General features: G+C 42.8%; 13 protein-coding genes and 1 rRNA gene. 10 read left to right on the top strand and 4 right to left on the bottom strand.

What is annotated here, in order from left to right; genetic code table 11:
• Positions 1 to 60: 60 nt before the first annotated feature.
• From Q0E03_RS08930 to Q0E03_RS08945, 4 genes are all read right to left on the bottom strand, one after another.
• Positions 61 to 411, bottom strand: a complete 351-nt coding sequence (locus Q0E03_RS08930; protein ID WP_297131883.1) for a DUF1667 domain-containing protein — start codon at positions 409 to 411, stop codon at positions 61 to 63.
• The gene (locus tag Q0E03_RS08935) at positions 408 to 1,664 is read right to left on the bottom strand and encodes an NAD(P)/FAD-dependent oxidoreductase (protein ID WP_297131916.1); all 1,257 of its coding nucleotides are present in this window, start codon (positions 1,662 to 1,664) and stop codon (positions 408 to 410) included. Before Q0E03_RS08935 ends, Q0E03_RS08930 begins: the two co-directional genes overlap by 4 nt.
• Positions 1,661 to 3,097, bottom strand: a complete 1,437-nt coding sequence (locus Q0E03_RS08940) for an NAD(P)/FAD-dependent oxidoreductase (RefSeq protein WP_297131886.1) — start codon at positions 3,095 to 3,097, stop codon at positions 1,661 to 1,663. Before Q0E03_RS08940 ends, Q0E03_RS08935 begins: the two co-directional genes overlap by 4 nt.
• Positions 3,098 to 3,339: 242 nt before the next feature.
• On the bottom strand, positions 3,340 to 3,903 hold the full coding sequence (locus Q0E03_RS08945) for a glycerol-3-phosphate responsive antiterminator (RefSeq protein ID WP_297131889.1): 564 nt from the start codon (positions 3,901 to 3,903) through the stop codon (positions 3,340 to 3,342).
• A gap of 354 nt (positions 3,904 to 4,257) precedes the next feature.
• Here Q0E03_RS08945 and Q0E03_RS08950 point away from each other — a divergent pair, with 354 nt between their 5' ends.
• The 10 genes from Q0E03_RS08950 (at position 4,258) to rrf (ending at position 14,434) form a co-directional block, all read left to right on the top strand.
• Positions 4,258 to 4,755: an L-2-amino-thiazoline-4-carboxylic acid hydrolase gene (locus Q0E03_RS08950; RefSeq protein WP_297131892.1), complete on the top strand. Its 498-nt coding sequence runs from the start codon at positions 4,258 to 4,260 to the stop codon at positions 4,753 to 4,755.
• 22 nt (positions 4,756 to 4,777) lie between these two features.
• Complete coding sequence (locus tag Q0E03_RS08955; RefSeq protein ID WP_297131895.1) at positions 4,778 to 6,160, top strand: MFS transporter; 1,383 nt, start codon at positions 4,778 to 4,780, stop codon at positions 6,158 to 6,160.
• A 2-nt stretch (positions 6,161 to 6,162) separates the two neighbouring features.
• Complete coding sequence (locus Q0E03_RS08960) at positions 6,163 to 7,488, top strand: M20/M25/M40 family metallo-hydrolase (protein ID WP_297131898.1); 1,326 nt, start codon at positions 6,163 to 6,165, stop codon at positions 7,486 to 7,488.
• 368 nt (positions 7,489 to 7,856) lie between these two features.
• Entirely contained in the window at positions 7,857 to 8,114 is a 258-nt protein-coding gene (locus Q0E03_RS08965; protein WP_078767657.1) for a TIGR03905 family TSCPD domain-containing protein, read from the top strand.
• Positions 8,115 to 8,156: 42 nt separating this feature from the next.
• A complete protein-coding gene (locus Q0E03_RS08970) occupies positions 8,157 to 10,082 on the top strand; it encodes a hypothetical protein (protein ID WP_297131903.1) in 1,926 nt (641 codons plus the stop codon).
• A 2-nt stretch (positions 10,083 to 10,084) separates the two neighbouring features.
• A complete protein-coding gene (lepB, locus tag Q0E03_RS08975; protein WP_297131905.1) occupies positions 10,085 to 10,681 on the top strand; it encodes a signal peptidase I in 597 nt (198 codons plus the stop codon).
• Between the two features lie 452 nt (positions 10,682 to 11,133).
• Positions 11,134 to 12,180 (top strand): ABC transporter substrate-binding protein, encoded by a 1,047-nt coding sequence (locus tag Q0E03_RS08980; protein WP_297131908.1) that lies wholly within the window; start codon positions 11,134 to 11,136, stop codon positions 12,178 to 12,180.
• A 137-nt stretch (positions 12,181 to 12,317) separates the two neighbouring features.
• Positions 12,318 to 13,259, top strand: coding sequence for an ABC transporter permease (locus Q0E03_RS08985; protein WP_297131911.1), 942 nt, complete (start codon positions 12,318 to 12,320; stop codon positions 13,257 to 13,259).
• The gene (locus tag Q0E03_RS08990; RefSeq protein ID WP_294837263.1) at positions 13,259 to 14,044 is read left to right on the top strand and encodes an ABC transporter ATP-binding protein; all 786 of its coding nucleotides are present in this window, start codon (positions 13,259 to 13,261) and stop codon (positions 14,042 to 14,044) included. The genes Q0E03_RS08985 and Q0E03_RS08990 overlap by 1 nt, the downstream gene beginning before the upstream one ends.
• 273 nt (positions 14,045 to 14,317) lie before the next feature.
• Positions 14,318 to 14,434 (top strand): 5S ribosomal RNA (gene rrf / locus Q0E03_RS08995).
• The last annotated feature ends 171 nt before the right edge of the window (positions 14,435 to 14,605 follow it).

Here is a 14,605-nt window from a genome sequence, read left to right on the forward strand (position 1 = left end):
AAAACACCGAGATTCACAATTTGCGAATCTCGGTGTTTTTATTTTTATTGATGCGTCGGATTATTCTGCAACTGTTTTTGTTGCAACAAAGTTAACTCCTGTGCGGAAAACATTGCTAATCACAACATCTCCGACCTTTACAGGTGCTTTCACCTCCACCTTGTCGAGCAAGTGCATAGCTTCTTCCATCATATATTTTGGGATTTCGCCATCGGTCTTGACAGGCAAACGGCAAGCGTTTTGGCTGTCCAATTTGACTGTTGAAGTGATAACTCTTGTTGGGTTTTTCAATTCGTTGTGACCGTATTCGGCACCTCTTGGGCAGTGGTTGCCCGTAACTGCGTAGTCGTGCTTTTCGTCAACTTTCAAATGGCAACCCTTTGGGCACATAATGCAAATTAAATCTGTCATGCTTGAGCCTCCTCTGCTGAAATTGTAATGCTGTCGCCGTCAATTCTGTCCAACAACGCTTTTGGAATTTTGATGTTTTCCATTTCGCCCGGAGCCATATGCTCTCTCTTGAATGAGGCAATCACATTGTCGCCGCACATAACTTGGATTTTGCTTTCTTTGAACACACGGCGAACACGGAAGTAGAATTCAACTCCGTCGCTGTCTGCTCTGAATCTCTGAGGAACTGTATAGCCGATGTTTGCGTTTGTTTCAACTTTGATGGTGTGGTTGCGGTCAAGTTCGCCGTTTTGAACATAATCGGCAGCAGCTTCACCGGCAGCCATACTTTCTGCTGTAACAAAGTCAACAAGGTCGTGTACATGAAGTGCATTGCCACATGCAAAAATGCCCGGAGCGGATGTTTCCCTGTTTTCGTATACCAATGCACCGTTGGTGCGGAAATCCATTTCAATTCCTGCGTCACGAGTAAGCTCGTTTTCAGGGATAAGACCGACCGACAACAAAACCGTGTCGCAATCGAAGGTCATCTCTGTACCCGGAATAGGGCGGCGCTGTTCGTCGACTTCGGAAACAACAACCTGCTCAACTCTTGACTTGCCACGAATGTCGGTGATTGTGTGTGAAAGATAAAGAGGGATGTTGAAGTCCTCAAGGCATTGAACGATATTACGCTGCAAACCGCCCGAATAAGGCATAACTTCAACGCAAGCAAGAACCTTTGCACCCTCAAGAGTCATACGGCGAGCCATAATCAATCCGATGTCGCCCGAACCGAGGATAACAACCTTTTTGCCGACCATATAGCCTTCAATGTTAACATATCTTTGAGCGGCACCTGCTGTAAGAACACCTGCAGGACGAGTGCCCGGAATAGAGATTGCGCCACGGGTACGCTCTCTGCATCCCATTGCAAGCACGATGCTCTTTGCTTCCAATACACGGTAGCCCTCTTTTTTGCTTACGGCGTGAACCTGCTTTTCAGGAGTTACCTGAAGCACCATTGTGTCCAAGAAAACTTCAACGCCTGTGTCTGCAACCATTTCTGCAAAACGAGATGCGTATTCGGGACCTGTCAACTGCTCCTTAAAGTAATGCAAACCGAAGCCGTTGTGTATGCACTGATTAAGAATACCGCCAAGTTCCTTGTCACGCTCCAAAATAGCGATGTTTTTCAAGCCTTTATTCCAAGCTGCATAAGCCGCTGCCAAACCCGCAGGGCCGCCGCCGATAACTATCAAATCATACATTATGCACGCACCTCCTCTTTTGTGCGGGCAGTGAGAATTTCGCTGCCGTCCTTATCTTGCAAAATTGTAAGCGGTGAAACATCAAGCTCACGAGCAAGCAAATCCAATACACGAGGTCCGCAGAAACCGCCTTGACAGCGTCCCATTCCTGCGCCTGTGCGTCGCTTAACGCCGTCAACCGAAATCGGTGTAATCGGTGAATGAATAGCGTCCAAAATTTCGCCCTCTGTTACAGTTTCGCAACGGCAGATAACTCGACCGTATGCCGGATTTTCTGCAATCAAAGCCTTTTTCTCATCAGGCGTCATTTTGTTGAAATGAACTTTTCTGCGAGAGTCTATGTAATCTTCTTTTTCTGTGAGGTCAAGTCCTGCCTCACCGAGAAGTTCTGCAACATATTGTGCAATAGCAGGTGCCGAGGTCAAGCCCGGTGAACGAATACCTGCTACATTGAGGAAGTTTTCTTCTGCAAATTCGATGATGAAATCGTCAACTGTTGAGTTTGCACGCATACCTGCAAAGTTGCGGATGTTCTGGCGGAAATCAACTCCCGGAACAATACGAACAGACTTTGCTTTAACCTCTGCAAGTCCCTCAGGTGTGTCAGAGGTGTCCTCAGGGTCTTGACGAACAACAGCGTTTGGTCCGACAATCAAGTTGCCGTGAACGGTAGGTGAAACCAATACGCCCTTGCCCTCTTTGCCCGGACATTGGAAGATAACTGTTGAAACTCTTGTGCCCTCGCACTTGTCGAGCAAATAGTATTCGCCGACAGTCGGTTCAACTGTGAATGACGGCTTTGCAACCAAATTGTTAATCTTGTCTGAATAAACGCCTGCGGCATTGATGACATAACGAGCCTCAACTGTGTCTTCACCGTTTGACAAAGCGTAACCGCTATCTGTCTTTGAAATGCTTGAAACAGTGAAGCGACGACGAAGTTCACAGCCGTTTTGCACTGCAACTTCTGCCATAGCCAAACCGAATTCCCAAGGATTTACGATTGCTGCTGTCGGTGCCCACAAAGCACCTTTTGTATCTTCTGTTACGTTCGGCTCTTTTTCACGAACTTTTTCTGCATCCCAAATTTCCAAACCCGGAACACCGTTTTTTACGCCACGCTCCAAAAGTTTTTGCAATGTGTCCATATCCTCATCGCACAAAGCCAAAACCAATGAACCCGTGTCTTTCCAAGATACATTGAGCTTTTTGCAAATCTCTCTGCTCATAGCGTTGCCCTCAACATTGAGCTTTGCCATAAGCGTGCCCGGAAGTGGGTCGTATCCTGCGTGCATAATTGCACTGTTTGCACGAGTGGCGCCCATACAGATGTCGTTCTCTTTTTCTAACATAACCACTCGCAGATTACAGCGTGACAAACGGTAAGCACAAGCACATCCGGCAATACCGCCGCCGATAATCGCTACATCATACATTTTGTTTTCCCCCTTAATTTTGCATATCAACAAAACAAAAAAGCAACGGAAAAAGACGGAGTAAACCTCTCCATTTTTTACCGTTGCTCAAATCTCTCGGTTGTTATGCACTTGTTGTACCATCAATATAGCACAAAGTTTTGGTGCTGTCAATATAAAAAGATAATAAACTACAAATTATTTTTTTGTTAATTTTTTAACACTTTATTGTTATATTTTTCACATATTTATTGTTAAGTTTTTCACATACCCCAAACACCGATATTAGTGGATGAAACTGCTATTGCACCTGCCTCAAGGGCATTTACAACGTCAGATTTTTCTGTCACAAGTCCGCCTGCGATAATCGGCTTGCCACAGGACGCAATTACCCGTCTGACGATTTTCGGCATCAGACCCGGCATAACCTCAATCATATCAACGCAGCGTTCATTTTTCATAGATGTGATGTTTTCCATAGCGATAGAGTCAATCAAGAAAAATCGCAAAATTGTGCACAATCCCTTTGCTTTTGCAAAACGCAAAAGCGGCAAACGAGTGGATATTATTCCGTCAGGCTGTGCTGTTTGAACCAAATAATCCACGGCTGCTTCTCGTGCGGACAATCCCTCAACCAAATCGGCGTGAACAAACACGGTTTTGCCTGCTGCTTTCAGCTTTGTAACAATTCCGGGAACGGAATTCAAATCTCCAAACAACACGAACACAACACGTGACGGGCTGTTCAAACATTCTTCGAGCCCTGCTTCGTCTTTAACTGCGGCTACGATAGGGCTGTCCTCTAAAGCATCTTCTAAAAATCCCATACTTTTCCCCCTTTTGTACGGTTTTTTATCAGTCCTCGACATAATTGTAACTGTTTTTTATCATCAAGTCAAGCAGGAAGAACAGATGATTTTTTGCGTGTTTTTTCAAGTACGACAAATCTTGTTGGATAAGATTATTAAAATGTATATATTGTTTATATAAATATTAAAACATTAGACATACCAAATAAAATGTATAAAAAAATAGAAAATATGAATAATTTTTTAATTTTATTGTGGCTTTTTTTGTTCAAATAGTGTATGATAAGTGCTACTATACTGTTTTTTTCGTGCCTTTGGGCTTATCTTGGCAAAAATATAGAAATACTTTATGTAATTTGGAGAGGGAAAATTATGTCAAAGATTGTAAATGAAGCAAAAATCAAAAACAAGGTTATTGTTAAAGTAAGAGAACAGTTGGAGCACCGTGCTTTTTGGCTCTACCTTTTGACCGACGAAGCAGAAAAGAGAGGACTTGATCCTGAAGATTTCGCTTCTGCAGCTGTCACAAGATGTGGTATGTCACAGGGTTCTGACCTTGTTAAGCAGGGCGGAACAAAGAGCCTCAAGGGCTTGAAGAAAACTTTGTTCACTCAGGCTGCAAGATGGGTGTTTGAAATGGATTTGGTTGAAAACACAGATGACACTTTGTATCTTGACTTCCACTATTGCCCACTTGTAAAGGCTTGGCAGAAGGCAGGCTGTTCTGATGAAGAAATCGCAAGACTTTGCGACATCGCTATGTGCGGCGACCACGGAATCGGAAAGTGTTTTGACGCAAGACTTGAGTTGCCAAAGTGCATTGCAAAGGGCGATGATATTTGTGCATTGAGATATATTAAGGAAAAATAAATAGAATAATAGGAGAATAACAATGAAGAAAATTAACACAGCTTTGATTATAAGATTGTGTCTTCCACAGTTTGCTGTTGGTCTTTTTACAACAATGCTCAACAACTATCTCATCTATTTTTATCAGCCGTCTAAGGAATCGGGTTTGCCAAACCTCATCCCTCAGGGAAGAATCGTTCTCGGCGTTCTCACTGTAATCGGTTTGATAAAAGCTGTCGGACACATCATTGACGCTGTTACTGACCCGTTGATTGCAACAAAATCGGATAAGAGCACAAACAAAAACGGCAGAAGAATTCCGCTTATGAAAAAAGCAGCCATTCCGTTCGGCTTATGCGCAATGCTTATTTTCTTTGTGCCGATTAATCAAATCAGCGGTTTCAACGCAGCATGGATTGCAGCATTTATGTGGGGATACTATTTCTTCTTCACTCTTTATATGATTCCGCTCAACGCACTCGTTCCTGAGATGATTCAGGACGGTCCGCTCAGAGTAAATGCTTATACATACAGTTCATTCTTCTTCGTAACAGGTAGTGCACTCGGTTATGTTACTCCGCTTATCGTTGACGGAATGAAGAAACTCGGCTTGGAAACAGTTTCTGCTTGGAGAGGAACATTTGCAATTTATACAATAACCGGTATCATTTTGCTTTTGATTCCTGCCTACACAATCAAGGAAAAGGATTATGTTCAGTCAACAATTCCTAATGTTTCATTGGGCGAATCATTGAAGCACGCATTTTCAAACAAGCACTTCAGATTGGTTACAGTCGGTCAGCTTTTGGAAAACACAGGTATGGCATTCTTCCAGGCGTGCATTATGTATTATGTAACAGTTCTTATGGGTCTTAAGGAAACAGATTCCGTATTGATTTTGGCAATCTCCATCGCAGGCTCGTTGCTTATGTATCCGTTTGTAAACAAGTTTGCAAAGAAAAAAGGCAAGAAGCTTCCTGTTATCTTGGGTTGCATCGTATTCTCTATTGCAGAAATCGTAATTTGCTTCAGCGACAAGATTCCGGGAGAAAATAAACTTGTTTTGGCTTGCATTTTTGCATTGTTTGTATCATTCCCGTTTGCGGTTCTCAACGTGCTTCCAAATGCTATGATGGCAGACATTATTCAGTACGATACCGTAACAACAGGCATCAACCAAGAGGGTATCTTTGGTGCGGCAAGAAGCTTTATCGTAAAGATGGGCAACTCACTTGCTATTATGATTGTACCTTCACTCATCGTTGCAGGTGCGGCGAAGGGCGAAAATGTCGGTGCATTCGGCTTGAAACTCACAGCAGTAGTTGGCAGCGTGTTCTGTATTCTTGCAATTATCGTATTGTTGTTCTATAAGGAAAAAGAAGTTCTTTCCACAATCGAGGGAAAGAGCGACAATAAAGGAGAATAATTTTGACACAAACTACTGAAAAGAGAGATTTATATTACGCAGAACGTCTTGCAGAAATGATTAGGTGCAAGACTGTATCAAAAAAAGATGAGTTTGAGGGAAAAGAGTTTTTCAAGCTTCGTGAAGTTATTGCAAAGCTTTTCCCGTTGATGACAGAAAAAGCCGAGCTTACTGTTTTCGGTGATGACGCTTATCTTTACAAAATCAAGGGCAAAGACGAAAGCAGAAATGTTATGGTTATGTCGCACCACGATGTTGTTGATGCAACAGGTGATTGGCAAGAACCTCCGTTTGACGGCGTAATCAAGGACGGCAAACTTTGGGGCAGAGGCACTGTTGACACAAAAACTCCGTTGTTTGCAGAGTTTTCGGCAATCGAGGAGCTTTTGAGCGAGGGTTTCGAGTTTCCTGTGAATGTTTATGTTTTTTCATCTCATAATGAGGAAATCGGCGGCGACGGTGCGGTTCTTGCTCTTGAATATTTCAAAGAAAACAATTTGAAGTTTGATTGGATAAGCGACGAAGGCGGTGCGGTTATTGACCCTCCGATGGCAGGAATCGACAAGAAGTGCGCAATGATGGCTGTTCACGAAAAGGGCAGATGCACGGCACACCTTGTTGCAAAAAATGCTTCGGGACACGCAGGACTTGCAGGCAATCACCAAACTCCTACTATGAGAATGGTGTCGTTTATGGCAGAAATGGACGAGAAAAAGCCGTTCATTAAAAGACTTCATCCCGAAGTGAGAGGAATGTTTGAGTCATTGGCTCCGCATATGTCGTTCCCGATGAAAACTATTTTCTCAAACCTTAATGTGTTTTCGGGTCTTTTGGTAAAACTTATGCCAAAACTCAATGACGCAGCAGGCGAAATGCTCGGCACAGGTTGTACCTTTAAGAATCTTTCATCAGATCCGGACGGCACTTGCAGAGGCGAGGCATTCCTCCGTTGCATCAACGACGGCGACTTTGCCAAAGATGTTGACACAATGAAAGAAATTGCCAAGAAGTACGAAGTTGAAGTTACTCTCAGCGAAACGGACAATGAGTATTACAGACCGGCTTCACTTGACAGCAAAGGTTATAAATACATAAAGAAAACTGTTGAAAAGGTGTTTGACTACGCAGCGGCAGCTCCGTTCATTCTTCCTGCCGGAACAGATGCAAGAAGATTTTGCGACCTTTCCGATGCGGTAATCAGATTTGCACCGATTGACATTGACTCACAGCAGTACGCATCTGTTCACAGCGAAAATGAGAACATCAGTGTTGACAAAATTCACCTTGCGGTTGATTTTTACAAGGAGCTTATTAAAAATTATAAATAATTACCAAACGGCTCTCTTTTTGAGAGCCGTTTTGACTGTCGATAAAGCTCCTGAAACACGCCCAAATATAATCAACCGAATTATGCCTCCCATTGACGCAAGGGGTGCGGGTCTCCGGTGGAGACCTCTGCATTTCAATGCAGAAGCACCGACCGAACCGGTAGGTGAGACGGTGGCAACACGAAGTGTTGACGGTGGGGTTTTAAAAATGCCGTGGGTATTGAACCTAAGGCATTTTTGGCGTTTGGGAAGTGTTTTTAGAATAAATAATTTATATATTATTCATAATAAAGTGCGGAATTGTTATTGAATTATTATGAATGAGAATGTATAATAATTATGATTGGATAAAAAAGGAGATGTACTAAATGGAAAAAGTATTTATTCCGTCGGGCGTATGCTCACGACAGATTACTATAGATGTAAACGAAAACGACCAAACCATCAATTCGGTCAGCTTTGTCGGCGGATGTAACGGTAATCTCAAGGGCATTGCTTCGCTTGTTAAGGGCAGAAAAATTGATGAGGTTATCGGCGACCTAAAGGGAATTGATTGCAATTTTAAGGGCACTTCCTGTCCTGACCAGCTTGCAAAGGCTCTTGAGGAAATCAAGGAAGAACTTTGATTTTAATTAATTTATATTATAAACATATATAAGGGGATAGGTATGTTTAAATTATCAAGTAACCGACTCAAAAGAGAGTTTAAAATAACAGACGGAAAGTTTTATGCTTCTCAAATCAAGAATACTTATTCGGGAATGAGCTTTGTTCCTGACGGCAACGGCAACGAATTTGTTGTTCATTTTGTTGACGGCGGAGAGTATTCGTCAAAGGGTTTGCCTGTTGAATACAGCGATTATGAGGACGACAAGCTTGTTTTCAGATTTGCCGAAACCGATGGGCTTCAGGTCACTCTCAAATATTGGGTGCATAAGGACGGCAACACCGTTTGCAAGCAGATTTTCATCGACCAAACCGATGACAGAGTTGTTGATTTTATCGAGCTTGAAAATGTCGGAATCATCAATTCAAAGACACATTTTGATGTTTCTGTTGTTGAGGGTGGAGAAATCCCTGCATTTTGGTCAATGCTCGGACAGCCGATTTATATTGACAGCTTGTTCTTTGGTTGCGAATTTCCTGCAACGGAAAACAGAATTATTCACGGCAGTGCGTCCGTCAGATATTTTGTCGGTCACACACTCGGCAAGGGTTTCGTTTGCCCTGTAACCGTTATGGGCGGTGGCTCGGACAACACTTTGCCGTCGGTTCGCAAGGCTTTTTATGAATATATCGAATCAATCAGCGTTCCTACTACACTTCGTTTTCAGTATAACAGCTGGTATGATTATATGAAAGACATCACCGAGCAGAACATTATGACTTCGTTTGCCGAAGTTCACAAACAACTTCAGGCGTACGGTGCTCCCGAGCTTGCGGCTTATGTTGTTGATGACGGCTGGCCGAATGTTAAAGCGGATTTCTGGTCATTCAACAAGAAATTCCCTAACAAACTCACAAAGGTAACCGCTCTTTGCAATGAGATGGGTTCAAAGTTCGGCTTGTGGCTCGGCCCTCGTGGCGGATACACCCGTCCGGATAAAATCGCAAAGCGTTATCAGCGTGCCGGCAACGGCTATCTTAACAAAGAATCACACGAAATTTGCGTTGCTTCATCAAAATATGTTGAAAAACTCGGCGATTTTCTTGTTGAAACCACAAACGAGTTTGATATTGATTATTGGAAACTTGACGGTTTCTGTTTGAAAGCTTGCAAAAATCCAAAGCACGACCACGCAATAGGCGGTTACGAAGATATGTATTTTGTAACCGATATGTGGCAAAAGTGGATTCAACTTTACAACAAGCTCCGCTTTGCAAATCCAAATCTTTGGATAAATATGACTTGCTATGTCAATGTTTCACCGTGGTGGCTTCAGTGGGTTAATTCCCTTTGGGTGCAAAACAGCGGTGACATCGGATTTGCCAAAAATCTTGAAAATCAGGCACAGGTTGACAAGGAAATTACCTATCGTGACGGCAGATATTTTGACTGCCTTTGCAAGCGTGCACTTCAAATTCCGCTTAAAAATCTTTATAATCACGAGCCGATTTACGGCAACACCGCAAAGGTAAGTTATACCGATGAGGAGTTTGAAAGATATATTTATTGGTGCACCGTCAGAGGTCAGGCTCTCAACGAACTTCATCTTTCGGTCAATATGATGAATGACAGCAAGTGGCGCAGTCTTTCGGCTGCTATGAATTGGCAAAAGGCAAACTACCACATTCTCCAAAATGCACAGTTCATCGGTGGTGACCCTGTTGAAAATAATATCTACGGCTACATTTCTTGGGACGGTGACGAGGGCGTAATCGCACTTCGCAACCCGACCGATGAAGAAACTTCGCTCACCCTTACTTTCAACAAACTTATGGGTGCACCGGAGAGCCTTCAAGGCGCAAGAAGATTTAATGTTTATTGCAAATCTCTTGCGGAAACAGACGAAACTTATAGCTATAACTCAAAGATGGAGCTTACTATGAAGCCGTTTGAATCTATGATTTTTAAAATTGCTAAGGAAAGATAATTATGAGCAAAAAAGTAAAAACATCAGCTGAAACCGAGGTTGAGGAGGAAGAAACCCCGAAATCCAAACTGCGTGAGTTCCTCGAATTTATCGCACCTATCGTTATTGCGCTTGTTGTTGCAATGATACTCAAATATTGCATATTCGCAAATGCCGTAATTCCGACAGGCTCAATGCTTGAAACAATCCAAAAAGGCGACCGTGTTATCGCAAGCCGACTTGAATACAAGTTCAACGACCCTGAAAGATTTGACATTGCAATATTCAAATATCCCGATAACGAAAAAGAACTTTTCGTCAAGCGTATCATCGGACTTCCGGGCGAAACGGTGGAAATTGTTGACGGCACGGTTTATGTCACAGGCACAGACGGCAAAACAATGAAACTGCGTGACGACTTTGTTGCACCCGAAAACAAAGACAGTTATAACGGAACATTTGTTGTGCCGGAGGACAGCTATTTTGTAATGGGCGACAACCGTGACAATTCTGTTGATTCACGATATTGGACAACAACAAATTTTGTATCTCGTGACAAGTTCATCGGCAAAGTTATGTTTAGGTATTATCCGTTCAACACCGCCGGCAAACTTGAATAGCGGAAAAATATTTCAAAAAATTGTTGACAAATGAGTTTTGTTGTGCTAATGTTAAGTAAACCGATGAGAAAGAGTAAGTAAGTTTTTTACCGCTTTTCAGAGAGTCGCCGATGGTGGAATGGCGATAGGTAAGGGAAGAACCGAATGGGCTTTTGAGGGCAAGCCGAAATTTCAGTAGGCAAGACGGAGCAGGCACTTCGTTAACAACAGTCTGCGTATGACAGTACGTGCAAAGTGGGCACAGTATATGTGTCAAGACGGGTGGCACCGCAGGAGTCAGATTATCACTCTTGTCCCGACAGAAATGTCAGGACGAGAGTTTTTTTATTTATCAAAAGGAGATTTGCGGCAATGTTTATTTTGAAAGAACGATGGCGACAGTAAACTTTTTACATATTATTTAACATCCATCTATTACATTTTTTAACATTTAACATCGAAAGGAAATTATTATGAAAAAGTTTAAGAAAATCATCGCAGTAATCACAGCAATTTCAATCATCTTCGCTTTTGCAGCTTGCAGCAAAAAGGCAACAGACGACAAAACAGAATCAGGCGCAAAGACCACTTACAAGGTAGGCATTTGCAACTATGTAGACGACGCTTCGCTCAATCAAATCGTTGAGAGCATTCAGTCACAACTCACTTCACTCGGTGAAGAAAAAAATGTAACTTTTGATGTAACCGTAGAAAACTGCAACGCAGACGCTTCGGTTATGAACCAAATCATTTCAAACTATATTTCAACAGGCGTTGACCTTATGGTAGGTGTTGCCACACCTGTTGCAGTTGCAATGCAGGCTGCAACCGAGGACAACAAAATCCCTGTTGTGTTCGCAGCAGTTTCAGACCCTGTCGGTGCAGGTTTGGTAGCAGACGATAATGCTCCGGGTGCAAATGTAACCGGCACATCCGATTACCTCAACACAGACGCAATTATGGATTTGATTTTTGCGAACAACGAAAAGGCAAACAACATTGCACTTCTTTATGATATGGGTCAGGATTCATCAAAGACACCTATCGAAAACGCAAAGAAATATCTTGAAAAGAAGGGCGTTTCATACAAGGAATACACAGGCACAAATGTAACAGAAGTTCAGCAGGCTGTTTCAACAATCATCAACGACAAGTGCGATGCAGTGTTCACTCCGACCGACAACACAATTATGACAGCAGAGCTTTCAATCTACGAAGACCTTGCAAAGGCAGGCATCCCTCACTTCACAGGCGCCGATTCATTCGCACTCAACGGTGCATTCCTCGGCTACGGTGTTGACTATATTGCTCTCGGTCAGCAAACAGCAGATATGGTTTCCGATATTCTTGTAAACGGCAAAGACCCTGCAACATATCCTGTAAAATTCTTCGACAACGGCACAGCAACAATCAACACAGAAATTTGCTCAACACTTGGCTACAAACTTGATGAAGTAAAGACAAAGTCAAATCCGTTCTGCACAGAAATTAAGGAAATCACAACAGCAGAAAGCTTCTGATAATAGTTAATTAAACAAATTTTTGGCACCTTGCAAATCGCAGGGTGCCCATAATTCTCGATATGTAAATTTTAATGCATATCGTAGGGGCGAACTGTGTTCGCCTGTGAAATTTATGAAAGACAATGGTGAAAACAATGTCAACTTTAGCTTCAATATTCGATGCCGGACAAATGCAAACCGTTTTGGAACTTGGTTTAATCAGTTCACTTACGGTGCTTGCATTGTTCCTCAGTTACACAATGCTCAATGTCTGCGACCTTTCAACAGACGGTTGCTTCACATTCGGTGCGGCAGTCGGCGCAATCGTTGCGCTCAACGGACACCCGCTTTTGTCAATTCCGCTTGCAATGCTTGCCGGAGTTGCTTCGGGATTTATCACAGCAATTTTGCAAACCGTTCTTGGTATAGACAGCTTGCTTGCAGGTATCGTTGTTAACACGGGGTTGTACTCAATCAATATTGCGGTTATGAAAAAGTCGTCATTGCTCAATCTCAACAGCAGCGAGACCGTGTTCTCGCTTCTTAAGGCAAAACTTGAGGGCACAGCACTTGAGGGCAAGCAAACACTTATCATTGCATTTTTGGCAGTATTTTTCGTTGTGCTTTTCCTGTCACTTTTCCTCAAGACAAAGCTCGGACTTTCCATCCGTGCAACAGGCAACAATCCTGATATGGTCAAGTCGTCATCAATCAATCCGATTGTCACCACGATTATCGGACTTTGCATTGCAAACTCATTCACCGCACTTTCGGGTTGCTTGCTCGCACAGGCTCAAAAGCAGGCAGAAATCAACATCGGCACGGGTATGGTAACCGTTGCTCTCGCTTCACTTCTTATCGGCGGAGTGTTTGTCAGACGAGGCAAAATTCCGCTTCGTGCAATCGGAGCTGTTCTTGGTGCAATTGTGTTCCGTTTGGTATATCAAATCGCAATCGGACTCCATATGCCTCCGTTTATGCTCAAATTCGTATCCTCGATTATCGTAATCATCGCAATTGCAGGGCCGTATCTCAAAACAAAGCTTCCTGAATATATCAGAAAAGCAAAAGTTCGTGTAGGAAAGAAGGTGCAATAATGCTCACATTGTCAGATGTAAAAATGGTGTTTTTCAAGGGCACACCCGATGAAAAGGTTGCACTTAACAATCTTTCCCTTGAAGTAAATCAGGGCGATTTTATCACAATTATCGGTGCTAACGGTGCAGGCAAATCAACATTGTTCAACGCTATTGCAGGAACATATCTCACCGATGCTGGCAGAATTTTGCTTGAGGGCAACGATATCACCGCTATGCCCGAACACAAGCGTGCTCGTTTTATCGGCAGACTTTTCCAAGACCCGATGAAGGGTAGTGCGCCGGGTATGAGCATCGAGGAAAATCTCGCTCTTGCAGCAGGTCACGGCGGTTGGCTCAGCACAATTTCAAAAAAGGATAAAAAGCTGTTTAGGGAAAAACTCGCTCTTTTGGGTATGGGGCTTGAAGATAGAATGAACTCACCTGTCGGACTTCTTTCGGGCGGTCAGCGTCAGGCACTCACTCTTATGATGGCAACCATCAATCCGCCAAAGATTTTGCTTCTTGATGAACACACGGCGGCTCTCGACCCGGGCACGGCTGAAAAGGTGCTCACTCTCACAAACCAAATTGTTGCCGAAAACAAAATCACTTGCTTGATGATTACTCACAATATGCAGTCGGCACTTGATCTTGGCAATCGCACAATTATGATGGATAAGGGCAGAGTCGTTTACGATGTCGCAAATGAGGAGCGTTCAGGACTTACCGTTCCCGATCTTCTCGAAAAATTCAAGATTTCCGTTGGCGAAAATCTCGATAACGACCGTATGCTTTTGTCATAATTTACAGATAATAAAAAATATTTTTATACCCTTATATATTTATACCTATTATATATAGCAAACCTGTGCACATCAATATATTATGTGCCACGACTGCTTGTACAACCAAAGTATACAATATATAAGGGTGTTGCATTTTAGTAACAAAAGTAACATCAAATTTACAGAAAAAACAACTTGAAAAAAATATCAAAATAGTTCTTGACATCTGTATTAAATTATGATAGAATTCACATTACCAAATGACGGAAGCGCAAGCAACCGTTACATATAGTCGGTGTTTATTACGCTGAGGGTCCACCCGTTCCCATACCGAACACGGTAGTTAAGCTCATGCGTGCCAAAAATAGTTGGAGGGCAGCCTCCCGCAAAGATAGGTCGACGCCGACATGGTTACCACAAAAACTTTTTAAAAAAGTTGAAAAAAGTTCTTGACAAACGCAAGACACTGTGGTATTATATATAGGCTGTCAACGAGAACAACAGACGGCAAGGACCTTGAAAATTAAACAACGACGAAAAAGTAAGGAACCCGATTAAGATAATTGAGTAACTGAACTC

The sequence above is a fragment of the uncultured Eubacterium sp. genome (genome assembly GCF_934525195.1).
Classification (GTDB): Bacteria; Bacillota; Clostridia; order Oscillospirales; family Acutalibacteraceae; genus Eubacterium_R.

Excerpts from the sequence above, each read along its gene's own strand:
- Q0E03_RS08930 (WP_297131883.1), bottom strand. The coding sequence starts at position 411 with ATGACAGATTTAATTTGCATTATGTGCCCAAAGGGTTGCCATTTGAAA.
- Q0E03_RS08940 (WP_297131886.1), bottom strand. The coding sequence starts at position 3,097 with ATGTATGATGTAGCGATTATCGGCGGCGGTATTGCCGGATGTGCTTGT.
- Q0E03_RS08945 (WP_297131889.1), bottom strand. The coding sequence starts at position 3,903 with ATGGGATTTTTAGAAGATGCTTTAGAGGACAGCCCTATCGTAGCCGCA.
- Q0E03_RS08950 (WP_297131892.1), top strand. The coding sequence starts at position 4,258 with ATGTCAAAGATTGTAAATGAAGCAAAAATCAAAAACAAGGTTATTGTT.
- Q0E03_RS08955 (WP_297131895.1), top strand. The coding sequence starts at position 4,778 with ATGAAGAAAATTAACACAGCTTTGATTATAAGATTGTGTCTTCCACAG.
- Q0E03_RS08965 (WP_078767657.1), top strand. The coding sequence starts at position 7,857 with ATGGAAAAAGTATTTATTCCGTCGGGCGTATGCTCACGACAGATTACT.
- Q0E03_RS08970 (WP_297131903.1), top strand. The coding sequence starts at position 8,157 with ATGTTTAAATTATCAAGTAACCGACTCAAAAGAGAGTTTAAAATAACA.
- lepB (WP_297131905.1), top strand. The coding sequence starts at position 10,085 with ATGAGCAAAAAAGTAAAAACATCAGCTGAAACCGAGGTTGAGGAGGAA.
- Q0E03_RS08980 (WP_297131908.1), top strand. The coding sequence starts at position 11,134 with ATGAAAAAGTTTAAGAAAATCATCGCAGTAATCACAGCAATTTCAATC.
- Q0E03_RS08985 (WP_297131911.1), top strand. The coding sequence starts at position 12,318 with ATGTCAACTTTAGCTTCAATATTCGATGCCGGACAAATGCAAACCGTT.
- Q0E03_RS08990 (WP_294837263.1), top strand. The coding sequence starts at position 13,259 with ATGCTCACATTGTCAGATGTAAAAATGGTGTTTTTCAAGGGCACACCC.